Source organism: Vogesella aquatica (assembly GCF_028548455.1).
Lineage (GTDB): Bacteria > Pseudomonadota > Gammaproteobacteria > Burkholderiales > Chromobacteriaceae > Vogesella > Vogesella aquatica.
The window spans coordinates 177325-199842 of record NZ_JAQQLF010000006.1; the positions used below are offsets into that span (position 1 = coordinate 177325).

Genomic DNA, 22518 nt, shown 5'->3' on the forward strand with positions numbered 1-22518 from the left:
TGCCAGTATTGCCGCAGCATGGCAGGGTGAAAACCCTGCCATTTTCATTTGCGGCCAAGCTTGCGCCCGCCGGACACTTGTCATGCACATCGCCTTCGAACACCCGGGCCAGCCCGACATTATCGCCCTCATCACCGAGCTGGACGCCTACCAGGGCTGCCTGTACCCGCCCGAGGCCTGCTATACGCTGGATATTTCGGCGCTGAGCCAGCCGCAGGTGCGCTTTGCCGTAGCGCGTGACGCTGCCGGTGTAGCGCGTGGCTGCGCCGCTGTGGTGTTAGGCGCGGACTATGGCGAGATCAAGCGCATGTACGTGCAGCCGGCGCTGCGCGGGCAGGGCGTTGCCGCGCTATTGCTGCAGCAGCTGACAGCCGCCGCGCAGGCAGCCGGCTGCCCGGCGTTGATGCTGGAAACCGGACCGCTGCAGCCGGCGGCGCTAGCCTTTTACACGGCGCAGGGGTTTGCGCGCTGCGCCGCCTTTGGCGACTACCCCGGCCACCCTTTAAGCGTTTTCATGCACAAGCCGCTGGCTGACGATGCCGTGCCGGCGGGCTACCAGCTGCAGCCGTGCGTTGCTGACGATTTCGAGGCGCTGCTGGTGCTGCGCCTGGCTGCCATGCGGCCTAGCCTGGAAGCCATCGGCCGCTTTGACCCCGAGCGCGCGCGTGCGCGGTTGGCCGCCAGTTTTCAGCCAGCGGATACCCGCTGGATCGTGCGCGCCGGTCAGCGCATCGGCTTTCTGGCGCGTCGCCAGCTGGCCGACTGCCATTACCTGGACCACCTGTATGTGCAGCCAGGCTTGCAAGGGCAGGGCGTCGGCGGTGCGGTGCTGCAGCAGGTGCAGGCCGAGGCGGCGGCAGCGGGTTTGCCGCTGTGCCTGGGGGCGCTGCGTGGCAGTGCGGCCAACCTTTTCTACCTGCGCCATGGCTTTGTGCCTACGCACGAAGAAGAATGGGATATCTACTACCGCTGGCAAGCAGCCACCAAGGTGACCAAGCCAGGGGTGTGATGGCAACCTGGGTTTGTCTTCTGGCAGGGAATGCAAACGGCCGCACAGTGTGCGGCCGTTTGCCATGGCGCTGCGTTTGGCCAAGGGTTGGCCGCGTGTCGTGCCTAGCTGTCACCGGCGATAAAGTACGGGTTCACGCCGATGCGGCCGTAACCCGCTTCGCCGGCCAGCATGTCCAGCATCAGGCTGGCCAGATCGTCGGCAAACGGTTCGGCCAGCGGGTCCAGCAGGGTGGACACGATTTTCAGCTCGCCGTGGCAGCTGTCGCAGCATTCTGCCTCTTGCACGGCGCGGTGCTGGTGCGGCTGTTTGTGGTTGGCGGCAGCCGGCTCGGCATCACGGTGCGCCAGGCTGCGGTATTGCAGCTGGCGGGTATTGCCGCAACCCAGGCATTTCACACGGGTGACGTGCCATTCGCTGGCGCACTGGCTACAGCAGGCATAGCGCACCGCGTGACCGCTGTCGCCGCGGCGCAGCAGCGATGCCACCGGTGGGGCGTGGCACACCGGGCAGTGGTCGCTCTCGGTATGTTGCAGGCGGCCAAGGTCACGCTGGCGGGCGCTGATGACAGCCTGCACCTGCAGTGCCGCGCCCAGTAGCGGCAGGCCAGCCTGCAGCGCCGGGTTGGCCGCAGCGGTGCCGGCGCGCAGCGACAAGGCCAGGGCCTGCAGGGCGTCGTCGTCCATGGCCAGCAGGCAAAGTATGGCGCTGTGGCTGCCATCGCCCAGCGCCTGGCCCAGCGCCTGGTGCAGGCGGGCCAGTATGTCGCGCAGGCAGGCGGTGCTATTGACCGCCTGTTCGGCCAGGCTGTCGTGGCAAGCTTGCTGGGCTTGTGCGATGGCGGCGCAGCAGTGCAAGAAGTCGGCCATGGCATGGCCCTGTGCCAGGGTGCGCAGGCGCTCGGCGCGGCGGGTAAATACCTGCTGGCCTGGCGGGCGTAGCGGCTGCGGGATAGCGGTGTCCTGAATGGCCAGATCGTCAATAAACATGGTGTATTTCCGTTGCGTGGGCGGTAATAAGCCGCTCGGTATGGGTGTAGGCCACCAGGCGGCCGGGGCGGGCGAAGCCTGCCAGTAGCAGGCCGCATTGCCCGGCCAGCTGGGCCGCATAGGCGGTGGGAGCAGACACGGCGATCAGCGCCGCTATGCCGGCTTGCGCGGTTTTCTGCACCATTTCGTAGCTGGCACGGCTGGATACCAGCACAAAGCCGTCGCGGGTATCGATGCCCTGCCGGCGCAGCGCGCCGATGAGCTTGTCCAGTGCGTTGTGGCGGCCTACGTCTTCGCGTACCAGCACGATGCTGCCGTCGGCGTGGCAGTAAGCGGCCCCGTGGGCGGCACCGGTGGCCGCGTGCAGCGGCTGCCGTGCCGGCAGGGCGGCTACGGCGCGGGCGATGCTGTCGGCGTGCAAGGTTGGCCGCAAGGGCAGTGGCGCGATGGTTTGCGCCACGGCGTCCAGGCTATCTACGCCGCACAGGCCGCAGCCGGTGCGCCCGGCCATATTGCGCCGCCGTGCTTTGAGCTGGCTAAAGCGCGCGCTGGCTATATCGAGCCGCAGCTCGATGCCGGCCTCGCTTTGCCAGGCCTCGCAGTCGTACAGCTCGCTGGCGTGGGCCAGGATGCCTTCGCTCAGGGCAAAGCCCAGCGCGAAGTCGTGCAGGTCGGCGGGGCTGGCCAGCAGCACTGCGTGCGAGACGCCGTTGTACACCATGGCCACGGGTACTTCGGTAATCAGCTGGTCGGTGGCGGCCACCGCGCTACCCGCCTGCAGGCGCAGTACCGGCAGGCACTGGCTGGCAGGCTGGGTGTCATCGGCAGGCACGGGCAGCGCGCAGCTCATTTTTGCTTGCCTGTCATGTCACGGTACCAGCGCGGGTGGTGCTTCTTGGCCCAGGCGTGGGTCACTACGCCTTCCACCATGGCGCGGATAGTGCCTTTTACCCAGAACGCGGCGTACACGTGCACGATGATGCCGGCGATCAGCCCGGTGGCGGCCCAGGCGTGCGCCAGCAGTGCCAGGCGGATGACAGGGATGGGGAAATAGCCGGCAAAGTAAGGCCGCCAGGCGATGAAGCCCGACACCAGCATCACGGCCATGCACACGCACATCAGCCAGAACATGCCTTTCTGGCCGCCGTTGTACTTGCCGGTATCGCCTACCTCGTGGCCGGACAGCACGGTTTTGACCGACTTCATCCAGCGGATGTCTTCGCTGTTGATCAGGTTGTGGTGCCAGTAACGGAAAAACTGCCGCGCAAAGGCCACGAACATGATCACACCCACAAAGGGGTGGATGATGCGCGCCAGCTGCGGGGTGCCGAATACGCCGGTAAGCCAGAAGAAGGCCGGGTAGAAAAACGCCAGGCCGGAAATTGCCAGCAGGATGAAGCACACCGCCACAATCCAGTGGTTGATGCGTTCGGCTGCGCTATAGCGCTGGATCAGTTGCTCTTTCATGCCTTGTCCTCCTGTTTGGCGGCAGGGTTGGCCGCAGCGTGTTCATCGTCGTCGTCCGGGCGGTTCGGGCCCACGGTGATGTAGTGGAAGAAGCCGAACAGGCCGGCGGCGGCAATGCCGATGGTGGCCAGCGGTTTGAGCCAGCCTTTCCACAGCTGCACGGTGGTGCTGATGGCCGGGTCTTTGGGCAGGCCCGAGTACTGTTCCGGCTTGTCGGCGTGGTGCAGGACGTACATCACGTGGGTACCGCCCACGCCTTGCGGGTCGTACAGGCCGGCATTGGCGTAGCCACGGGTTTTCAGGTCGGCCACGCGGGTGGCGGCCACGTCTTTCATGTCTTCCTTGCTACCGAACTGGATGGCGCCGGTAGGGCAGGTTTTCACGCAGGCTGGCTCCTGGCCTACCGATACGCGGTCCGAGCACATGGTGCACTTGTAGGCCTTGTTGTCCTTCTTGCTGATGCGCGGCACGTTGAACGGGCAGCCGGAAATGCAGTAGCCACAGCCGATACAGTTTTCCTGGTGGAAATCCACGATGCCGTTGCTGTACTGGATGATGGCGCCCGGCGACGGGCAGGCTTTCAGGCAGCCAGGGTCGGCGCAGTGCATGCAGCCGTCTTTGCGGATCAGCCATTCCAGCTTGCCGTTGCTTTCTTCTTCGGCAAAGCGCATCACCGTCCAGGCGTCGGCGCTCAGGTCGGTGGGGTTGTCGTAGACGCCGATGTTGTGGCCAACCTCCTCGCGGATGTCGTTCCACTCCGAACAGGCCACCTGGCAGGCCTTGCAGCCGATACAGGTGGAAACGTCGATCAGCTTGGCGATTTCGATGGTTTTGCGCGCCTGCGGGCTGGCCGTGGGGCTGGCGGAGCGGCGGGTGATATCAAGTGATTGCAGTGCCATGGTCCGGGGCTCCTCAGGCTTTTTCCAGGTTGACCAGGAAAGATTTGTACTCGGGGGTCTGCGTATTGCAGTCGCCCACGGCAGGCGGCAGGCTGTTGGTCAGGTAGCCTTTTTGTGCCACGCCTTCCCAGCCCCAGTGCAGCGGAATGCCGATCTGGTGTACGGTCTGGCCGTTCACCTGTAGTGCCATCAGCCGCTTGGTGACCACTGCCTTGGCCTTGATGAAGCCGCGCTTGGAGCTGACCTTCACTGTGTCGCCTTGCACGATGCCTTTTTCTTTTGCCAGTGCTTCGCCGATCTCGACAAACTGTTCCGGCTGCGCAATGGCGTTCAGCAGTACCGACTTGGTCCAGAACTGGAAGTGCTCGGTCAGGCGGTAGGTAGTGCCCACGTACGGGAACTCCTTGTGCGTGCCCAGGCGTTCGCGGTCGGTCTTGAAGATGCGTACCGCCGGGCTGCTGACTACCTTGGGGTGCAGCGGGTTGGTACCGATCGGGCTTTCCATTGGCTCGTAGTGCTCGGGGAAGGGGCCGTCGGCCAGCTTGTCGGTACAGAACAGCCGCGCCACGCCTTCTGGGTTCATGATGAACGGGTTCATGCCGCTATCCGGGCCGGCGTCGGCCTTGAAGTCGGGGATGTCGGCACCGGCCCATTTTTCGCCGTTCCAGCCAATCAGCTTGCGTGTTGGGTCCCACGGTGCGCCGGCCGGGTTGCAGCTGGCGCGGTTGTACAGGATGCGGCGGTTGGCCGGCCACGCCCACGACCAGCCTGGCGTGTTGCCCAGGCCGGTGTCGGTGTTGTCGCGGCGTGCCATCTGGTTGCCGGCCTGCGTCCAGCTACCGGAGAAAATCCAGCACGCGCAGCTGGTGCTGCCATCGTCCTGCAATGCGGCAAAGCCTGGCAGCTGCTCGCCTTTCTTGGCCAGGAATTTGCCGGCCTCTTTCGGGTCCGGCAGGTCGGCCAGCGCCTTGCCGTTCATCTCGCGCGCCAGCTCTTCTGCCGATGGCGCGTTGGGGTCGCGGTAGTTCCAGGCCACGTTCAGGATGGGTTCGGCCACCTTGCCGCCTTCCTGCAGGTACATCTGGCGCAGGGTGTTGAACAGCTCGCCGATGATCTCGTTGTCGCCCTTGGCTTCGCCCGGTGCGTCGGCGCCTTTCCAGTGCCACTGCAGCCAGCGTGCCGAGCTGACGATGGCGCCGTCTTCCTCGGCAAAACAGGTGGACGGCAGGCGGAACACCTCGGTGTGGATGTCGGCCGGGTTCACGTCGTGCGACTCGCCGTGGTTTTGCCAGAAGGTGGACGTTTCGGTGGCGATCGGGTCGATGATCACCATGTATTTGAGCTTGCTGAACGCCTGGGTGACCTTGGTGGCGTCCGGGAACGACGCCAGCGGGTTGAAGCCCTGCACGATAAAGCCATTCATCTTGCCCTGGTGCATCAGTTCCACGATGTGCAGTACGTCGTACAGCTTGTCCCACTTGGGCAGCCAGTCAAAGCCCCAGTTGTTGTCTGCGCTGGCCTTGTCGCCCCAGAACCATTTCATCAGGCTGACAAAGAACTTGGGCGTGTTGCTCCAGTAGTTGAACTGGTTAGGCTGCAGCGCCTTGGGCGTGGTTTTGGCGATGTAGCTGGCGTAGTCGGGGTGGTCTTTCTCGTTGGGCAGCGTCAAGTAGCCCGGCAGGGCGGTAGACAGCAGACCCAGGTCGGACAGGCCCTGGATATTGGAGTGGCCGCGCAGCGCGTTCACGCCGCCGCCGGGCATGCCCATATTGCCCAGCAGCAGCTGGATCATGGCCATGGTGCGGATGTTTTGCGCGCCCACGGTGTGCTGGGTCCAGCCCAGGGCGTACAGGATGGTGCCGACTTTGTCCGGGCGGGCGGTTTCGCCCAGCTGTTTGCATACTTCCAGAAAGCCTTCTACCGGCGTGCCGCACAGATTGGTCACTACTTCCGGCGTGTAGCGGGCAAAGTGGGCTTTCATCAGGTTCCACACGCAGCGCGGGTGTTGCAGCGTGGGGTCGGTCTTGGCGTTGCCGTCGGCGTCCAGCTCGTAGGCCCAGCTGCTGCGGTCGTACTTGCCCTTGGCTTCGTCGTAGCCGCTGAACAGGCCTTCCTCAAAGCCAAAGCCTTCGCCCACGATAAAGCTGGCGTTGGTGTAGGCTTTGACGTACTCCCAGTGGATCTTGTCGTGGGCGATCAGCCAGTTGATCACGCCGCCCAGGAACGGGATGTCGGCACCGGCGCGAATCGGCATGTACAAGTCAGACACCGCCGCGGTGCGGTTGTAGCGCGGGTCTACCACGATCAGCTTGGTGCCGCGGGTTTTCTTGGCTTCGATCGCCCACTTGAAGCCCACCGGGTGCGCCTCGGCAGCATTGCCGCCCATCACCAGGATAAAGTCGGCGTTCTTGATGTCCACCCAGCTATTGGTCATGGCGCCGCGGCCAAAGGTCGACGCCAGCGCCGATACGGTAGGGCCGTGGCAGACGCGGGCCTGGGCGTCGGTAGCGATAATGCCCAGGCTGCGCAGGAATTTTTGCGTGATGATGCCGGTTTCGTTGGAGCCGGCCGAGGCGGTGAGCATGGCGGTGGTCAGCCAGCGGTTCAGTGGTACGCCGTCGGCATTCTTGTCCAGCACATTGGCGTCGCGGTCGGCCTTCATGTGTTTGGCAATACGGTGGATCGCGTCGTGCCAGCTGATACGCTTCCACTCGTTGCTGCCGGCTTCGCGTACTTCCGGGTATTTCAGGCGTTTCGGGCTGTGGATGAAGTCCAGCAAGCCGGCGCCTTTGGGGCAGAGCGAGCCGCGGCTGACCGGGTGGTCCGGGTCGCCTTCGATGTGCATGATTTCCGCTTTGGCGTTCTTGGCACCGTCACCCAGGCTGTACAGGATCAGGCCACAGCCCACCGAACAGTAGGTACAGGTGTTACGCGTTTCGCGGGCGCCCAGCAGCTTGTACTGGCGCACCTCGGCCAGCGCCTCGGCCGGGCTGAAACCCATGGCTACCAGGCTGGAGGCGCCTACTTGCGCCGCGCTGAGTTTGAAAAACTGCCGCCGGTTCACTTCCATCGGACTCTCCTTTTTATCGCTATTCGTTTGACGTACGCCGGGTTGCGCAATAGCCTTGGCATAGCATTTGCCGTGCCCGGGGTGGGGTTTTTACGTATGTCACGAATAAACAAGGCTTTACGTGATCCGGCCTGCCGCCGGTAGCAATAAAAGCCAGACAAATAGTCCCAATGCCCCTGTGCCGGGTGCGACTATTTGTCCGTAGAAGGAGTAGGGTCTTGCAGCAAGAAAACACCTTGGTGGCTGCCGCCGAGAATGCGGCCAAGCCATGGGGCAGCTATAGCGTGCTGGTAGTGGATGACGAGCCGGGCATGGTGAATTTCATCCGTCGTGCGCTGGAGGTGCGCTGCGGTAGCGTGCATACCGCCGGTAGCGTCGAGGATGCCGAGCCACTGGTGGCGCAGCAGCGTTTCGATTTGATCGTGCTGGATATTTCCCTGCCCGGCATGTCGGGCGTGAACTGGCTCAAGCAGCTGCGCGAGCGCGGGGTGAACAGCGAAGTCATCCTGATGACGGCGTTTGCCGACGTGGAAACCGCTATCGACGCCTTGCGCGCCGGCGCTTCGGACTTTCTGCTGAAGCCGTTTTCGCTGGCGCAGCTGATCAACTCGGCCAGGCGCGCCTTCGAGCGTGCGCGGCTGGAGGCAGAAAACTGGGTGCTGCGCCGCGAGGTGGCCTCGCACGCCAGCCGCAGCCATGTCAGCCGCGACGGCCTGATCGGCCACTCGCCGGCTATCGCCGAGCTGCGCACCCTGCTGCAGCGCTTTGCGCCCATGCCGTCTACTGTGCTGATACAGGGGGAGTCCGGTACCGGCAAAGAAGTGGTGGCCCGCGCGCTGCACCAGCAAAGCCCGCGCGCCAATGCCAGCTTTGTACCGGTGAACTGCGCTGCCATCGCGCAAGAGTTGATCGAAAGCGAGCTGTTCGGCCATGTGAAGGGGGCGTATACCGGCGCTACCGGTAGCCGCGACGGCCTGTTTTACTACGCCCGCGGCGGTACGCTGTTTCTGGATGAAATCGGCGAGCTGCCTTTGCCCATCCAGGCCAAGCTGCTGCGTGTGCTGGAGGAGCGCCGCATCCGCCCGGTGGGCTCGGAGCAGGAAATCAAGGTAGATGTGCGCGTGATTGCCGCCACCAACAAGCCGCTGGCGGACGAGGTGGCGGCCGGGCGCTTCCGTGCCGATTTGTATTACCGCCTGCAGGTGCTGGAGCTGCACTTACCACCACTGCGCGAGCGTACCGAAGACCTGCCCGAGTTGGCCGCACATTTTATGGACCTGCTCAGCCCCGCGCTGGGGGTGCAGCCGGTAGAGGTGGAGCCGGCCATTCTGGCGGCCATGGCCGCCTACGACTGGCCGGGCAATGTGCGCGAACTGAAGAACCTGGTAGAGCGCTCGCTGATTCTGGGTTATGTGCCACGCGACCTGCCATGCACGCGCGCGGCCGGTAGTGCCGGGCCGGCTGGCGAGGCTGCGGCCAACCTGGCCGGCGCGGACGAGTGCCTGGCCGAGGTGGAAAACCGCCATATCCGCACCATTCTGGCAGCCTGTGGTGGCAACAAGTCCGAGGCGGCGCGCCGCCTGGGTATCTCGCGCAAGACGCTGGAACGCAAATGTCTGGCCTGGGGCGAGTAGCGCGGCTGTGGCAGCGGCTGATGCAGCCGCTGAACCGCTCGGTGCGCAACCGTTTTGTCGCGTTGGCGCTGTTCCCGCTGGTGGTGGGGTTTCCGGTGTTGCTGCTGTTGCTGGCCGGTTGGGGCGGGGCGGCTTTTCAGGAGCTGCTGGTGTTCAAGGTGCGTAGCGACCTGGCGGTAGCGACGACCTACTTTGAGCGGGTGCAGGGCGATGTTGGCCGCAACATCGAAGCCTTGGCCAATTCCGAAGCGCTGGCCGATGCCTGGCGGCACCCCGGGGCCGGGCTGGACGCGTTGTTGCAGTCGCGGGCGCAGTCGCTGGCGCTGGATTACCTGCTGCTGGTGGATGAGCGCCAACAGGTGGTGGCGAGCTCCCTGCGCGGCACGCCGCACCCGGCCTACCCGGATGGCAGCGTGCTGGCTGCCGGCCTGGCCGGGCAGAATCGTGTCGCGCTGGATACGTTCAGCCCGGCGCAGTTGGCCGCACTGTCGCCGGCATTGGCCCAGCGTGCGCGCATCGAGCTGCGCCCAACGCGCGGTGCCCGGCCCAGCCTGCAACAGCAGAGCCTGTCCGGGCTGGTGCTGCACGCTGCCGCGGCGGTGCCCGGGCGGCGCATGGCGCTGGTGGGCGGCTTGCTGCTGAATCGCAATGTGGACTTTGTCGACCGCATCCAGCATCTGGTTTACCCGCCAGGCTCGCTGCCGCAGCGTAGCCGCGGCTCTACTACGCTGTTTCTGGATGATGTGCGTATCGCTACTACTGTGGCCTTGCCCCAGGGCGGGCGGGCTATCGGCACCCGGGTGTCCGGCGCGGTAGCCGACCGCGTGCTGGAGCACGGCCAGCTATGGCTGGACAGGGCGCTGGTGGTGGGCGACTGGTATGTGTCCGGTTACCAGCCCCTGAAAGATAGCCGTGGCGAGCGGGTGGGCATGCTGTATGTGGGCTTTCTGGAGCAGCCTTTCGTGCTGGCCAAATGGATGGCGCTGGCGGTGCTGTTTGTGCTGTTTGCCATCACCATGGCGGTGGCGGCCTGGGTGAGCTGGCGCTTTGCCCAGTCGGTTATCCACCCGGTGGGGCGGCTGCGCGCCACTATGCGCCAGGTGGAGGCGGGGCAGCTGGATGCCCGCGTGGGCCGTTTGCCGCAGGACGACGAGCTGGCCATGCTGGCCAGCCATTTTGACCACCTGCTGGACCGTATCCAGTCGCAAAACCAGGCGCTGACGCGCTGGGCCGCCGAGCTGGACGACAAGGTGGCCGAGCGCACGCGCGAGCTGGCTGCGGCCAACCAGACCCTGCTGACGGCGCAGCAGCAACTGTTCAAGTCGGAGAAGCTGGCGGCCATTGGCCAGCTGGCAGCGGGCATTGCGCACGAGGTCAATAACCCTGTGGCAGTGATACAGGGCAATCTCGAATTGATGCGCGAGCTGCTGGGCGAGGCCGGGGCGCCGGTGGCCGAGGAGTTCCGTCTGCTGAACGAGCAGGTACAGCGCATCCGGCTGATTGTGGCCAAGCTGCTGCAGTATGCCCGCCCCAGCGAGTATTCGGGCTACCTGCAGCAAGTACGCCCCGAGGAGGTGTTTCAGGATAGCCTGGTGCTGGTCAGTCACCAGCTGGGGCGCAGCCACGTGGCTGTCAGCAAGGATTGGCAGGCTGCAGGCGCTTTGCTGGTGAACCGTTACGAGCTGCAGCAAGTGTTGATCAATCTGCTGCTCAACGCCCTGCAAGCGATGCCGGAAGGTGGCATGTTGTCGCTGGCCACGCGGGATTGTCCCGGCGCGGATGGCCAGGCTGGCGTGCTGCTGACGGTGTCGGATAGCGGGCCAGGCATAGCGCCGGGGGATATGGCGCAGCTGTTTACGCCGTTCTTTACCCGTAAGGCGGAAGGCAGCGGCTTGGGCTTGTGGGTGTGTCACGGCCTGGTGGAGCGCTACGGCGGGGATATCCATGCGGCCAACCTGTCAGCTGGCGGAGCAGCTTTTCGGGTGTGGCTGCCATGCGAGCCGGCGCTGGCCGGCCCGGAAGAGGTGGCTTGCGACTTGTAGGTGTTTGGTATGGTAAGGCAGCAATAAGCGCCCCTCGGGGCGCTTATTGTTTACTGATCAGTGGCGTGCAATACGGTTGACCGGTTCCTCCTGCTGCGTTGTGCGTTGCAGCAGGGTGCGTGGTGCAGGGGAGCTGCCAGGGGGCGCTTATTCCCTTGCTTCGCGCTCTATGCGCCGCCGTTCTATCTCGCGGCGGGCGGCGGCATTGCGGATATCACAAGGGCGGCTGCGTGGCATGGGTTTGCCAGCCAGGGCGTTGCTGCGCACTTCGGCGCGAACTTCATAGTACGAAGACTTGGACTGATACTGCGACATGACGGCTTCTCCTTTGAAGGGATGCTGCTCTATCTAGCAATCTGACCGCTTAGCGTTACTGCTTTATTACGCCGTGCCAGCGTAGTGTGCAAGTCTCATTTGCGTGTTGTGTCCGGTGTGCGCCGCAAGTGGTGGATAAGTGTTGTATTCGTCTGGCAAAATCTATCGAATGTGGTCGTTTGAGTATTCTTTTCTATGACTGATTTACCACGTGCACGGGCTGCTATACAGTGCGCCGTTTGCCTTCGCGGTAGCATTTAATGCACTCCACCATTTTCGATACACCTGTCTTGCGTACGCTGTTGCGCTGGTTTTCCCTGATTGCGCTGCGGCTGCTGGGCTGGCGCCTGCATGGTGCGTTTCCTGCCGACAAGAAATATGTGCTGATCGGTGCGCCGCATACCAGCAACTGGGATTTCCCCTATACGCTGATGTTCTGTTTTGCCGGCGGCGCCAAGCTGTACTGGATGGGCAAGCACACGCTGTTTACCGGCTGGAAAGGGCCGGTGATGCGCTGGCTGGGTGGCATTCCGGTGGATCGACGCCAGAAGAATTCGCTGGTAGAGCAGATGGTCGAGGTGTTCCATCGTAGCCAGCAGCTGGCGGTGGCGATTCCGCCGGAGGGGACGCGTGCCAAGGTGGCAGAATGGAAGACCGGCTTTTATCACATAGCCTGTGGTGCGGGGGTGCCGATCGCGCTGGGCTATCTGGATTTTGCCAAAAAGCAGGGTGGTGTCATGGGTATGTTTCAGCCTAGCGGCGATATTGCGCGCGACATGCCGCTTATTCGTGCCCGTTACCAGAATGTCACTGGCAAGTGCCCGCAGAATCAATAAGTTTCTCTCGGCTTATTCACACTGCTGCCAGTAAGGCAGAGAATAAAAAGGCCAGCGGAAGCTGGCTTTTTTATTCTCTGCAGCAAGGCGGAAACTGGCCTCGGCCCTGATGGCTTATTTGCTTTTCGGGGTGCCGACATTCAACGCTTCCCAGCCATCACGGCCCATCTCTTGCATCAGGGCGATATTGCGCTCGTAGATGGTGGCCGCATCCGGGAACGCCTCTACGGCGCGTTCGATACTGCTCTCGCGTATCAGGTGCAAGGTGGGGAAGGGCGAGCGGTTGGTGTTGTTGCTGACGTCGTTGATAGTGGTGCCGGAAAACTGGAACTTGGGGTGGAAGTCGGCAACCTGCAGCGTGCCTTCCAGGCCCATGTCGGCCAGTGCCGCGTCGGCGATCTCCAGGAAGTCATTAAAGTCCAGGAAGCGCTGCAGTACGTAGGGGTGTACCAGCAAGGTGGTGTCTACTTCCTCGGGCTCGCTGTCAGCCAGCAGGCGCAGCTCGGCCATCAGGTGTTCCAGCAGTGTGGCCGGGTCTTTGGCGTCGCTGATGACAATGCGTACCTGGTCTTTTACATATACCGACTTGGCAAAAGGGCACAGGTTCAGGCCAATAACGGCTTTTTCCAGCCAGTTGCGGGTGGCAGCGATGATGTCGTCGTGTGAGAGTTCCACGTGGTGGCTCCTGCGGCGTATAAGTCGCCGCGGCTAATGCGCTAATACAAAAAACCCGGATGAGATCATCCGGGTTTCTTTTACAGGCTAGTAACAGCCAGCGTCTGAATTACAGAGGCTGAATGTTGGAAGCTTGTTTGCCCTTAGGGCCGTCAACGATATCGAAGCTAACGCGCTGGTTTTCAGCCAGAGTGCGGAAGCCTTTAGCGTTGATCTGGGAGAAGTGAGCGAATACGTCGTCACCGCCGTTGTCCGGAGTGATGAAGCCGAAGCCCTTGGAGTCGTTAAACCATTTAACGGTACCGGTTGCCATGTTCTGTTCCCTTATGAGAATAGCGTTGAGTATGAGAAAAGCGCATGTCAATCAAGGGAAATGACAAACTGTGGTACGGGCAACGCCACTACAACAACTGACAGATCACGACTTGAAAAACTGCAGCACGCAGTCTGCCTGCGCTTGATTGCCTCGGCAAGTGTTTTTTGCGCGCCGGCGTAAAAAAAATGCATTGGCGATAGGGGTTTCATGACATGCATACAGGTATTGGCAGTATTTGCTATCAGGCTTTGCCGGGTAAACACTATAGTAGATTCACGCTGGCAGCTTATACGCCTTGGCCTCTGGAGACCGTCATGGATCGTTACCGCATTGAAGATGAAGAAAGTTTTTCCGATTTTCAGTACGCGCTGGATGATTACGCACCGCGTATCGCCAACTTGCTGGCCGCGCTGCGGCAAAGCCCGCAGGATGCGGGCATGCTGGCAGAGCTGATGCGGCTTTTTCACACTATCAAGGGTGATGCAGGGTTGTGCCGCCTGGGGTTTGTGGAACCCATGGTGCACGCGGCAGAAGACCTGCTATCCCGCGTGCGCAGTGGTGGCCTGCCATTCGATGGTGCGCTGGAGCAGTTGTTGCTGCTCGCCATGGACCGTCTGGAGCTGGTCATCAGCGAGCTGGACAGTGGCCGCGAAGTACCGTTGACCGACTTCAACCGCCTGGTGGCGGAAATGAGCCAGCTGAACGACACCGCACCTGCGTTGGTGGAGGCACAGGCGTGGCTGGTCATCAAGCGCCTGACCGGCTTCTTGCCACAGCAGCCCTTGCCGGTGGCCGTGCCGCGCTCGCCGCAGGTAGACGCTGATCTGCAGTATTTCCGCACCCTGGCGCTGCAGTTCGAACAGCGTTCGCTGCTATTCCAGGGCCGTACCGAGCGCAATCTGTTGCTGGCGGCGGCCTGCAACGAGGCATCCGTCCAGCCGATCGACCCGCTGCAGCTGGAGGCCGCGGTATGCATGCACGATGTCGGCATGATGTTCCTGCCGGAGGAGCTGTGGCTCAAGCACGGCAAGCTCAGCGATGCCGACCGTTTGCAGTTGGCCGCACACCCGGGTTGGGGGGCGGATATGCTGGCGCGCATGCGTGGCTGGGAGGAGGCCGCACGTATTGTGCGCGAGCACCACGAGCGCATCGATGGCACCGGCTACCCGGCGGGAAAGCGTGCCGACATGATTTGCGAAGGCGCCAAACTGCTGGCCATTATCGATACCTTCGAGGCGGTGATCCTGAAACATGGCCAGCGTCGCCAGGTGCGCTCCCTGTTGCGGGCGGTGGCCGAGGTGAATGCTTGCGAATCGCAGTTTGATCCGGCGTGGATTGCCTGCTTCAATCTGGTGGTGCGTGACATGATCGAGCGCGGTTTTGTGTTGCCGCACGTGCGCTAGCGGGTAAGGGCAAGTGCCTGAATCGGCAAGGCTTGCCGGCGCTTGACTGGCCTGGCCTGGCCGCGAGGCTGTGGTGGTGGTGAATCCGGGGCGGTTGACGCCCCGTTTCATTTATTGACGCTACAAATCGGCTGGGGGCATGATGCGGGTAAGAGCCGTGTAACGGCCGTGCCCAAACAAGGAGAAATCATGAGCCAGTTCGATAATGTAAGTGTGGTCAAAAAGGCCAATGTCTATTTTGATGGCAAGTGCGTGAGCCATACCGTGGTGCTGCCGGATGGTACCCGCAAATCGGTAGGGGTGATTCTGCCGGCCAAACTGCTGTTCAGTACCGGTGCGCCCGAGGTGATGGAACTGATCGACGGCCAGTGCAAAGTCACGCTGGCGGGCGAGACCGAAGCCAAGACCTACGGTGCCGGCCAGTCGTTTAATGTACCGGGCGAGAGCTCGTTCCAGATCGAGGTGCTGGAGACCGTGCACTACGTGTGCCACTTCGGCTGATCTGCCCTGATCCATGAAAAAAGGTTGGCCGCGGCCAACCTTTTTTCATGGGTATCACGCTTGGGCGAGCGGTGGGGTGTGCACGGCCTTGCGGCCGATGATCATCAGCGACTGGCCTTCGTACAGCAGGGTTTCGGCCGGCGGGTTGAAGGCGACTTCGCCGCCCGGCATTTCCAGTGCCACTACAATCACGCTGCCATCGCCGACCGGCATGCACTCGGCAATGCTGCGGCCAACCCAAAGCGGCTCTACCGGCACTACCTGCGCGCGGAAAGTGTTGGGATAGCGCGTGTGCAGACGTTCGAAAAAATGCAGGGTTTCCGGCTTGATCACCAGGTTGGCCATGTTCATGCCGCCCAGGTAGGACGGGATCACTACCTGATCCGCACCGACCGCCAGCAGTTTCTTGCGGGCGCTTTCGGTTTCGGCTTTCGATACGATGGAGAGCTGGCTGTTGAGGCTGCGCGCGGTTACCACCACAAAGGCATTGTCGGCGTCCGATGTGAGGCTGGTAATGATGGCTTGGGCGCGTTCGATGCCTGCAGCCAGCAGATTGTCGTCTTCGGTGGCGTCGCCCACGATATAGGGGCGTTCTTTGCCGCCTAGCCATTGCTGTATCTGTGCTTCGCTTTTTTCGATGATCACCACGTCGTGCCCGCTGCGTGTCAGCTCTTCCAGCGCATACAGCCCTGTGCGGCTGAGGCCGCAGATAATGATGTGGTTTTCCAGGCGGGAGATGATTTTGTCCATTTTGCGTACGCGCAGGTAGTGGGGCAGGTCGCCCTGGAATAGCAGCAGGGTGAGGGAGGAAATGCCGTAACCCATGACGCCGGTGCCAAAGATGATCAGCACGACAGTAAAGGCGCGGCCAAACATGTCCAGCGGGTGGGTTTCGCCATAGCCTATGGTGGCCAGGGTAATCACCGTCATGTACAGGCTGTCAAACAGGCTCCACCCCTCCAGCAGGTGGTAGCCCAGCGTGCCCATGACGACGGCGCTCAGTACCAGGGCAAACAGGAATAGCAGGCGGCTGGCCAGGGCGCGCCCCATGGTGTGGGTGTTTAGCAGGCTCATGCCGCTATTTTAATGGCTGGCTTGCCAGTCGGGGGTGTTTTGTACCGCTAATTCGCACCAATGCGCTGCAGGGCCGGCCGGTTCAGCAAGGTAAGCTGTTTGCGCGCGATGCTGATCAGCCCGGCGTCAGCCAGCTGGCCCAGAATAGTATTGCAGGTTTGCCGGCTGATGCCGGTGGCGCTGGCCAGTGCTTCCTGGCTCAGGCTCACGGCCTGGCTTTCGCCGGCAAGCAAGAGCAGGCGCTGCGCCACGCGGGCTTCCGGTGACAGCAGCGTTTGCTGTGCCAGCCCGCTCATGAGCTGGCGGGTTTTCCCGGCCATGAGCTGACCCAGGTAGTACCAGCCCTGCGGCCAAGCTTCCAGCCAGGCCAGCAGTGCGCCGTGCGGTACATGCCATAGCAGGCAGCCACTATCGGTATGGGCATTGTGCGTGCGCGGGCCCAGGTCAAACAGCGCCACCTCGCCAAACCACTGGCCGGGGGCGAGGCGCGCCAGTACGCTGTTTTTGCCTACTGCCGAGCTGCTGCCAATCAGCACGCTGCCTTGCAAAATGCCATACAGCCCGTCTGCCGGGTCGCCTTGCAGAAAGAGATAACCGCCCGCGGGCAGGCTACGGCTGCGGCCCAGCGTTTGCAGGCTGGTTTGCAGGGTGTCTGGCAGGCTGGCAAACCAGCTGCTGTCAGCCAGCAAGCGCAAAGCCCCGGTTTTGTCGCCAGCTTGACAGAACGCCTCGTGCGGCAAGGGCATGATGGTGCTTCCTGATGATGGAGGTTCACCATGAAAACGCTGCAAGCGCATTTAGTCAATTACGCCGCTTATCACCGCGACCTGCGCAATATCCATACCCATTTTGTCGGCATCCCCCTGATCGTGCTGGCGGTGGCCGTATTGCTGGCCTGCGTGCCGCTGGCGCTGGGGCTGTCGGCGCTGCACCCGGTATTGCTGGGTGCCATCGTGTTTTATCTGCGGCTAGACTGGGGGCTGGGTGCGCTGATGGCGTTGCTCATGCTGCTGGCCGGCTGGGCTGGCGTGCAGTTGGCCGCCTTGCCATGGGGTGGCTGGCTGGGGCTGATGTTGTTTGTGGCCGGCTGGGTAATACAGTTTGTCGGCCACTGGTACGAGGGGCGCAAACCTGCCTTTGTCGATGACTTGGTGGGTTTGTTGGTGGGGCCGTTGTTCGTGGTGGCCGAGTGGCTGTTTTTGCTGGGGTTTTACCGTGATTTGCAGGCGCGCATCATAGAAGGCGCCGGCCCGGTGCGTGCAGTGCAGAAAGTCGCGGCAGGTCGCTGAAGATTCGCTATAATCCCGCTCCTTTTGCCTGAGGGGTGGATAAACATGACTGTGCAAGCCTGTGGCGTGGACTTTGGTACGTCCAATTCGACAGTAGGCTGGTGCCGCCCCGGTGTGCCCAGCCTGCTGGCGCTGGAAGAGGGCAAAACCACCTTGCCATCGGTGATTTTTTTCAATGCCGAAGAAGAAAGCACCACCGTTGGCCGCGCGGCGATTGCCGAGTATCTGGATGGTTACGAAGGCCGCCTGATGCGTTCGCTCAAGAGCATCCTGGGCACCAGCCTGATGAACGGCCAGACCGAGGTACAAGGCCGGCCTTTGCGCTTTCTGGACCTGCTGTCCATGTTTATCGGCCAGCTCAAGCAGCGCGCCGAGCAAAACGCTGGCCGAGGTTTCGAGCAGGCGGTGTTTGGCCGCCCGGTTTTCTTTGTGGATGACGACCCGGTAGCCGACCGCCTGGCACAAGACACCCTGGGCGAGATTGCCCGCAAAGTGGGTTTCAAAGAGGTGGCGTTCCAGTTCGAGCCTATCGCCGCAGCCTTCGACTACGAAAGCCGCATCCAGCGCGAAGAGCTGGTGCTGATCGTGGATATCGGTGGTGGTACCTCCGACTTTTCCTTGCTGCGCCTGGCGCCAGAGCGCGCCCACCTGCTGGACCGCCGCGCCGATATTCTGGCCAATGGCGGCGTGCATATTGGCGGTACCGACTTTGACAAGCAGCTGAGCCTGTATTCGGTGATGCCGCAGCTGGGCTACCGCTCGCGCCTGAAGAACAACGCCGAGGTGCCATCCGGCTTTTACTTCAACCTGGCTACCTGGCACACCATCAACTTTGCCTATACGCGCAAAGCGCTGTCCGACCTGCAGGGTGTGTACCCGGACGCGCTGGAGCAGGGTAAGCTGGACCGTCTGTTCTCGCTGATCGACAAACGTGCCGGCCACTGGCTGGCGATCCAGGTAGAGGCGGCCAAGATTGCGCTGTCTGATGCGCCGCAAACCCGCCTGGAGATGGGCGAGATCGAGCGCGGGCTGTTTCATGACATCATGCGCGGCGATTTTGACGAGGCTATCGAAAAGCAGATCGTCAGCATTGAAACGACGGTGGCGCGCTTGCTGGCCGACGCGCAGCTGCAGGCGGGCGAGGTAGATACCGTGTTCTTTACCGGCGGCTCCAGCGGCGTGCCGCTGCTGCGTGAGCGTATCGCCGCCATGTTCCCCGCCGCCCGCGCGGTAGAGGGCGACCGCTACGGCAGTATCGGTAGCGGCCTGGCGCTGGATGCCTCACGGCGCTTTGCCTGAGCAATGGTTGGCCGCCTGTTGGCCTGTCAAAGAAAAATCCGCCAGTTGGCTAATGCCAGTCAGTTAACGCTGACTGGCGTTTTTTGTTTAGGGTTTGTTGCGTTGAAGTACGCTAGTGTGTCCGCTATGCGGACGATGATTAAATGCCGGTTCCGCCCGGCAGACGGGAAAGGGGGCGGATTGCCGCCCCCTTTTCATTCCCCCGCAACCCGGGGCTGCTCGAAACCCCGTACAAAATGGCACACCCCAGGCGCCGCCGAACTCGCCCCTCGCTAACGGCTCGGGGCTCAAACAGATCGGCGTCTTAAAACCTGGGGCGCACCATTTTGACCGGCTCGCGCCAACGGGATAGGGCGCTTCACTCACGTCCTGCTACGTGAAGATCAAGCACATTCGCTTAACTGACTGGCATTACGCCAGCAGGCGGGTTTTTTACTGTGCAGATTGCTTCTTAGTGTGCGGCGGCGTTGCCGCGCAATTTGCCGATCAGCATCACCACGGCCAGCACCAGCGCGCCGGCCACGATGCCGAACAAGCCATCCAGCACGGCCGGGACGATGGCTGCCAGCAGGCCGCCAATGCCGGCGACGCCGGCCACGCTGTGGGCGGCGGCTTCAATGGCGTGGTGGGCAAACGGCAGGCCGTGCGTCAGGATGCCACCGCCTACCAGAAACATGGCGATGGTGCCGGCCACGGCCAGAAAACGCATCAGCGGCGGGGCGGCGTTCACCAGCGCGCGGCCCAGCTGCTGGCTGCCGGCGCCAGGTTTGCGGGTAAGGTACAGGCCGATATCGTCCAGCTTCACGATGCCGGCTACCAGGCCGTACACGCCGACGGTCATGATGACGGAAATGCCGGTCAGTACCACCAGCTGTGACATGAAGGGCTGGCTCGCCACCGTACCCAGGGTGATGGCGATGATTTCTGCCGACAGGATAAAGTCGGTGGTGATGGCGCCTTTGATCTTGTCTTGCTCGTAGGCCACCATATCCACGGCCGGGTTGGTGAGTGCGGCCAACCTGTCGTTGTGCTCGGCGCTTTCTTCGGCAGCGTGCAGGTATTTGTGTGCCAGTTTTTCTACGCCTTCAAAGCACAAAAAAGCACCGCCTATCATCAGCAGCGGGGTGATCAGTACTGGGGCAAAGGCGCTGATGGCCAGCGCCAGGGGTACCAGAATGGCCTTGTTGCGCAGGGAGCCTACCGCTACCGCCCAGACCACCGGCAGCTCGCGCTCGGCCTGTACGCCGGCGACTTGCTGGGCATTCAGCGCCAGGTCATCGCCCAGTACGCCAGCGGTTTTCTTGGCGGCAACCTTGGTCATTACGGCGACATCGTCCAGGATGGTGGCGATGTCATCAATCAGCATTAGCAGGCTACTACCAGCCATTATGTGTTTCCTGTCGGTAAAAAAAGCGGGGCCAGCAAAGCCTGGCATACATGCAAAACCCGGCGCTGGCCGGGCGGGGGTGTACACGGTAGCAAAGCGTGACTATGTCATCAAGTGTTGTTGCAGCCATTGGTCAATGCGCTGTGCCACCTGCTGCCAGCGCGTGTCCAGCATCATCATGTGTGCCATGGCGGGCAGGATCTCGGCTGGCAGGTTCAGCGCTGTGCCCATCTGGCGTACTTCGGCGGCGCTGACCAGGTGGTCGTGTTCGCCGCCCAGCAGCAAGGTAGGCAGGCGCAGCTGGGTGCGGCTAAACGGCGATACCATGGACATGTCCATAATGGCGCGCAGGCTTTCTACCTGGCTGTTGGCCGCCATCCATGCCACGGCGTTGGCCGGGGCGTCGTCAGAGAACAGCATGTGGCGCAAATCGCCCACGGCGGGTGACTGGCGGCCACTCTGGAACATGTTCAGCCCGATCAGTACGTCGGGCGCCTGCTGGAATAGCCGCCAGGTGGAGGCGGCCAGGCCGGTGTGCGGCACCGAGGCCAGCAGTACCAGCCCGGCGGCGCTGTGCTGCTGCAGGTATTGTTGCGCCACGAAACCGCCCATGGAGTGGCCGATCAGTACCGGCAGGCTGCCGATCTGGCGTATGGCCTGGCCAACGTTGGCCACGTAGTCGTCTATGCTCACCGCGGCCAGCCAGGCTTTGCCGTCGCTGTGGCCGTGGCCTTCCAGGCTCAGTGCCCAGCAGTCGTAGCCTTGTGCGGCAAACCAGGGCAGGAAATTGACCTGCCAGCAGCTGGCGCTGCTGTAGGCGCCGTGAATAAAAAGCAGGGGTGGCGCGCGGTGCGCTACCCCTGCTGCGGCTTGGTGTATCAGCTCAAGATGAAGGGAACTCACAGTACCTCGGCGGCGTGGTCTGCCAGGCGCGAACGTTCGCCGCGCTGCAGGGTGATATGGCCGGAATGGTCCCAGCCTTTGAAACGGTCAACGACGTAGGTCAGGCCGGAGCTGCCCTCGGTAAGGTAGGGCGTGTCGATCTGGCTGATGTTGCCCAGGCAGACCACCTTGGTGCCGGGGCCGGCGCGGGTAATCAGGGTTTTCATCTGCTTGGGTGTCAGGTTTTGCGCTTCGTCGATGATCAGGTATTTGTTGAGGAAGGTGCGGCCGCGCATGAAGTTCAGCGACTTGACCTTGATACGGCTGCGGATCAGGTCGCGCGTGGCGGCACGGCCCCAGTCGCCGCCGTCGTCTTCGTTGCGGTTGAGCACGTCCAGGTTGTCTTCCAGCGCGCCCATCCACGGCAGCATTTTTTCTTCCTCGGTGCCGGGCAGAAAGCCAATGTCTTCGCCCACCGGCACGGTAACACGGGTCATGATGATTTCGCTGTACAGTTTTTGTTCCAGCGTCATGGCCAGGCCTGCGGCCAAGGTGAGCAGGGTCTTGCCGGTGCCGGCCTGGCCCAGCAGGGTGACAAAGTCGACCTCGGGGTTCATCAGCAGGTTCAGGGCAAAGTTCTGCTCGCGGTTGCGCGCGGTAATGCCCCACACATTGTTCTTCTGGTGGCTGTAGTCTTTCAGTGTTTCCAGTACCGCGCTCTTGCCGTCGATCTGGGTGACGCGACACTGCAGCAGCTGCTCGCCTTGCTGCCACAGCAGCTGGTTGAGGTGCAGGCTGGTCACGTCGGGGCCTTTGATCTGGTAGTAAGTGCGGCCGTGTTCCTGCCACGATTTCAGGTCTTTGCCGTTGCGTTCCCAGAAGGCTGCATCGATTTCGCGCGTGCCGGTGTACAGCAGGTCGGTGTCTTCCAGCACCTTGTCGTTAAAGTAGTCTTCCGCCTCCAGCCCCAGGGCGCTGGCCTTGATGCGCATATTGATGTCTTTGGACACCAGAATCACGCTGCGCTCCGGCTCGCGCTCTTTCAGTGCTACCACGATGCCCAGAATCTGGTTGTCGGCCTTGCCTACCGGCATGCTGGCCGGCAGCACGGCGTGGATGGCCTGGGTTTGCAGGCGCAGTTTGCCGTTGGCCGCATCGCGGCTGGCGCTTTTGAGCGGAATGCCGCTGTCGATATTGCCGGCGGCCTGGCTGACGATCTCGTCCAGAAAGCGGCTGGCCTGACGCGCGTTGCGGGCGACTTCGGTCATGCCCTTCTTGTGGGTGTCCAGCTCTTCCAGCGTGATGATGGGGATGAAGACGTCGTGTTCCTCGAAGCGGAACAGGCAGGTAGGGTCGTGCAGCAGCACGTTGGTATCGAGAACAAACAGCTTGACGGTTTTGGTCTTTTTGCGGCTTGCCATGATGTGAGGC

General features: G+C 62.4%; 21 protein-coding genes. 8 read left to right on the forward strand and 13 right to left on the reverse strand.

Annotation, left to right across the window (positions count from 1 at the left end; genetic code table 11):
- Nucleotides 1–82: 82 nt before the first annotated feature.
- A complete protein-coding gene (locus tag PQU95_RS06060; RefSeq protein ID WP_272751170.1) occupies nt 83–1009 on the forward strand; it encodes a GNAT family N-acetyltransferase in 927 nt (308 codons plus the stop codon).
- A gap of 104 nt (nt 1010–1113) precedes the next feature.
- Here PQU95_RS06060 and fdhE read toward each other — a convergent pair whose 3' ends face one another.
- The 5 genes from fdhE to fdnG are packed head-to-tail and all read right to left on the reverse strand — an operon-like array spanning nt 1114 to nt 7434.
- Nucleotides 1114–1998, reverse strand: a complete 885-nt coding sequence (gene fdhE, locus PQU95_RS06065) for a formate dehydrogenase accessory protein FdhE domain-containing protein (protein ID WP_272751171.1) — start codon at nt 1996–1998, stop codon at nt 1114–1116.
- Entirely contained in the window at nt 1988–2848 is an 861-nt protein-coding gene (fdhD, locus tag PQU95_RS06070; protein ID WP_272751172.1) for a formate dehydrogenase accessory sulfurtransferase FdhD, read from the reverse strand. Before fdhD ends, fdhE begins: the two co-directional genes overlap by 11 nt.
- On the reverse strand, nt 2845–3465 hold the full coding sequence (locus PQU95_RS06075; protein WP_272751173.1) for a formate dehydrogenase subunit gamma: 621 nt from the start codon (nt 3463–3465) through the stop codon (nt 2845–2847). Before PQU95_RS06075 ends, fdhD begins: the two co-directional genes overlap by 4 nt.
- Nucleotides 3462–4364 carry a formate dehydrogenase subunit beta gene (gene fdxH, locus PQU95_RS06080; RefSeq protein WP_272751174.1) on the reverse strand — a complete coding sequence of 301 codons (903 nt, stop codon included), beginning with the start codon at nt 4362–4364 and terminating at the stop codon, nt 3462–3464. The genes PQU95_RS06075 and fdxH overlap by 4 nt, the downstream gene beginning before the upstream one ends.
- 13 nt (nt 4365–4377) lie before the next feature.
- On the reverse strand, nt 4378–7434 hold the full coding sequence (gene fdnG / locus PQU95_RS06085) for a formate dehydrogenase-N subunit alpha (protein WP_272751175.1): 3057 nt from the start codon (nt 7432–7434) through the stop codon (nt 4378–4380).
- A 218-nt stretch (nt 7435–7652) separates the two neighbouring features.
- Between fdnG and PQU95_RS06090 the strand changes: the two genes are divergently transcribed.
- Nucleotides 7653–9068: a sigma-54-dependent transcriptional regulator gene (locus tag PQU95_RS06090; protein ID WP_272751176.1), complete on the forward strand. Its 1416-nt coding sequence runs from the start codon at nt 7653–7655 to the stop codon at nt 9066–9068.
- Complete coding sequence (locus tag PQU95_RS06095; RefSeq protein ID WP_272751177.1) at nt 9047–11110, forward strand: sensor histidine kinase; 2064 nt, start codon at nt 9047–9049, stop codon at nt 11108–11110. Before PQU95_RS06090 ends, PQU95_RS06095 begins: the two co-directional genes overlap by 22 nt.
- A gap of 147 nt (nt 11111–11257) precedes the next feature.
- Here the strand turns inward: PQU95_RS06095 and PQU95_RS06100 are convergent, their stop codons facing one another.
- Nucleotides 11258–11425: a hypothetical protein gene (locus PQU95_RS06100; protein WP_017508347.1), complete on the reverse strand. Its 168-nt coding sequence runs from the start codon at nt 11423–11425 to the stop codon at nt 11258–11260.
- A 260-nt stretch (nt 11426–11685) separates the two neighbouring features.
- On the opposite strand from PQU95_RS06100, the gene PQU95_RS06105 reads away from it, so the two are divergent.
- Nucleotides 11686–12261 (forward strand): lysophospholipid acyltransferase family protein, encoded by a 576-nt coding sequence (locus PQU95_RS06105; RefSeq protein WP_272751178.1) that lies wholly within the window; start codon nt 11686–11688, stop codon nt 12259–12261.
- A 114-nt stretch (nt 12262–12375) separates the two neighbouring features.
- On the opposite strand, the gene PQU95_RS06110 is transcribed toward PQU95_RS06105, so the two are convergent.
- Nucleotides 12376–12936: a DUF1415 domain-containing protein gene (locus PQU95_RS06110; protein ID WP_272751179.1), complete on the reverse strand. Its 561-nt coding sequence runs from the start codon at nt 12934–12936 to the stop codon at nt 12376–12378.
- A gap of 109 nt (nt 12937–13045) precedes the next feature.
- Complete coding sequence (locus tag PQU95_RS06115; protein ID WP_026107859.1) at nt 13046–13249, reverse strand: cold-shock protein; 204 nt, start codon at nt 13247–13249, stop codon at nt 13046–13048.
- Nucleotides 13250–13566: 317 nt separating this feature from the next.
- Here PQU95_RS06115 and PQU95_RS06120 point away from each other — a divergent pair, with 317 nt between their 5' ends.
- Together PQU95_RS06120 and ppnP are read left to right on the forward strand one after the other, a co-directional pair.
- Nucleotides 13567–14655: an HD domain-containing phosphohydrolase gene (locus tag PQU95_RS06120; RefSeq protein WP_272751180.1), complete on the forward strand. Its 1089-nt coding sequence runs from the start codon at nt 13567–13569 to the stop codon at nt 14653–14655.
- A gap of 189 nt (nt 14656–14844) precedes the next feature.
- Nucleotides 14845–15156, forward strand: coding sequence for a pyrimidine/purine nucleoside phosphorylase (ppnP, locus tag PQU95_RS06125; protein WP_017508353.1), 312 nt, complete (start codon nt 14845–14847; stop codon nt 15154–15156).
- A 54-nt stretch (nt 15157–15210) separates the two neighbouring features.
- Here the strand turns inward: ppnP and PQU95_RS06130 are convergent, their stop codons facing one another.
- Together PQU95_RS06130 and PQU95_RS06135 are read right to left on the reverse strand one after the other, a co-directional pair.
- The gene (locus tag PQU95_RS06130) at nt 15211–16230 is read right to left on the reverse strand and encodes a potassium channel family protein (protein WP_272751181.1); all 1020 of its coding nucleotides are present in this window, start codon (nt 16228–16230) and stop codon (nt 15211–15213) included.
- A gap of 47 nt (nt 16231–16277) precedes the next feature.
- A complete protein-coding gene (locus tag PQU95_RS06135) occupies nt 16278–16976 on the reverse strand; it encodes a Crp/Fnr family transcriptional regulator (RefSeq protein WP_272751182.1) in 699 nt (232 codons plus the stop codon).
- 30 nt (nt 16977–17006) lie between these two features.
- On the opposite strand from PQU95_RS06135, the gene PQU95_RS06140 reads away from it, so the two are divergent.
- A complete protein-coding gene (locus tag PQU95_RS06140) occupies nt 17007–17519 on the forward strand; it encodes an Mpo1 family 2-hydroxy fatty acid dioxygenase (RefSeq protein ID WP_272751183.1) in 513 nt (170 codons plus the stop codon).
- A gap of 45 nt (nt 17520–17564) precedes the next feature.
- Entirely contained in the window at nt 17565–18818 is a 1254-nt protein-coding gene (locus PQU95_RS06145) for an Hsp70 family protein (protein WP_272751184.1), read from the forward strand.
- Nucleotides 18819–19269: 451 nt separating this feature from the next.
- Here PQU95_RS06145 and PQU95_RS06150 read toward each other — a convergent pair whose 3' ends face one another.
- From PQU95_RS06150 to PQU95_RS06160, 3 genes are all read right to left on the reverse strand, one after another.
- Entirely contained in the window at nt 19270–20205 is a 936-nt protein-coding gene (locus PQU95_RS06150; protein ID WP_272751185.1) for a DUF808 domain-containing protein, read from the reverse strand.
- A 102-nt stretch (nt 20206–20307) separates the two neighbouring features.
- Nucleotides 20308–21108: an alpha/beta hydrolase gene (locus tag PQU95_RS06155; RefSeq protein ID WP_272751186.1), complete on the reverse strand. Its 801-nt coding sequence runs from the start codon at nt 21106–21108 to the stop codon at nt 20308–20310.
- A complete protein-coding gene (locus PQU95_RS06160) occupies nt 21105–22508 on the reverse strand; it encodes a PhoH family protein (protein WP_227303726.1) in 1404 nt (467 codons plus the stop codon). Before PQU95_RS06160 ends, PQU95_RS06155 begins: the two co-directional genes overlap by 4 nt.
- Nucleotides 22509–22518: the final 10 nt, after the last annotated feature.

Excerpts from the sequence above, each read along its gene's own strand:
- fdxH (WP_272751174.1), bottom strand. The coding sequence starts at position 4,364 with ATGGCACTGCAATCACTTGATATCACCCGCCGCTCCGCCAGCCCCACG.
- fdhD (WP_272751172.1), bottom strand. The coding sequence starts at position 2,848 with ATGAGCTGCGCGCTGCCCGTGCCTGCCGATGACACCCAGCCTGCCAGC.
- PQU95_RS06115 (WP_026107859.1), bottom strand. The coding sequence starts at position 13,249 with ATGGCAACCGGTACCGTTAAATGGTTTAACGACTCCAAGGGCTTCGGC.
- PQU95_RS06130 (WP_272751181.1), bottom strand. The coding sequence starts at position 16,230 with ATGAGCCTGCTAAACACCCACACCATGGGGCGCGCCCTGGCCAGCCGC.
- PQU95_RS06075 (WP_272751173.1), bottom strand. The coding sequence starts at position 3,465 with ATGAAAGAGCAACTGATCCAGCGCTATAGCGCAGCCGAACGCATCAAC.
- fdnG (WP_272751175.1), bottom strand. The coding sequence starts at position 7,434 with ATGGAAGTGAACCGGCGGCAGTTTTTCAAACTCAGCGCGGCGCAAGTA.
- PQU95_RS06060 (WP_272751170.1), top strand. The coding sequence starts at position 83 with ATGCACATCGCCTTCGAACACCCGGGCCAGCCCGACATTATCGCCCTC.
- PQU95_RS06120 (WP_272751180.1), top strand. The coding sequence starts at position 13,567 with ATGGATCGTTACCGCATTGAAGATGAAGAAAGTTTTTCCGATTTTCAG.
- PQU95_RS06105 (WP_272751178.1), top strand. The coding sequence starts at position 11,686 with ATGCACTCCACCATTTTCGATACACCTGTCTTGCGTACGCTGTTGCGC.
- PQU95_RS06160 (WP_227303726.1), bottom strand. The coding sequence starts at position 22,508 with ATGGCAAGCCGCAAAAAGACCAAAACCGTCAAGCTGTTTGTTCTCGAT.
- PQU95_RS06140 (WP_272751183.1), top strand. The coding sequence starts at position 17,007 with ATGAAAACGCTGCAAGCGCATTTAGTCAATTACGCCGCTTATCACCGC.
- PQU95_RS06135 (WP_272751182.1), bottom strand. The coding sequence starts at position 16,976 with ATGCCCTTGCCGCACGAGGCGTTCTGTCAAGCTGGCGACAAAACCGGG.
- PQU95_RS06095 (WP_272751177.1), top strand. The coding sequence starts at position 9,047 with ATGTCTGGCCTGGGGCGAGTAGCGCGGCTGTGGCAGCGGCTGATGCAG.
- ppnP (WP_017508353.1), top strand. The coding sequence starts at position 14,845 with ATGAGCCAGTTCGATAATGTAAGTGTGGTCAAAAAGGCCAATGTCTAT.
- fdhE (WP_272751171.1), bottom strand. The coding sequence starts at position 1,998 with ATGTTTATTGACGATCTGGCCATTCAGGACACCGCTATCCCGCAGCCG.
- PQU95_RS06150 (WP_272751185.1), bottom strand. The coding sequence starts at position 20,205 with ATGGCTGGTAGTAGCCTGCTAATGCTGATTGATGACATCGCCACCATC.
- PQU95_RS06145 (WP_272751184.1), top strand. The coding sequence starts at position 17,565 with ATGACTGTGCAAGCCTGTGGCGTGGACTTTGGTACGTCCAATTCGACA.
- PQU95_RS06100 (WP_017508347.1), bottom strand. The coding sequence starts at position 11,425 with ATGTCGCAGTATCAGTCCAAGTCTTCGTACTATGAAGTTCGCGCCGAA.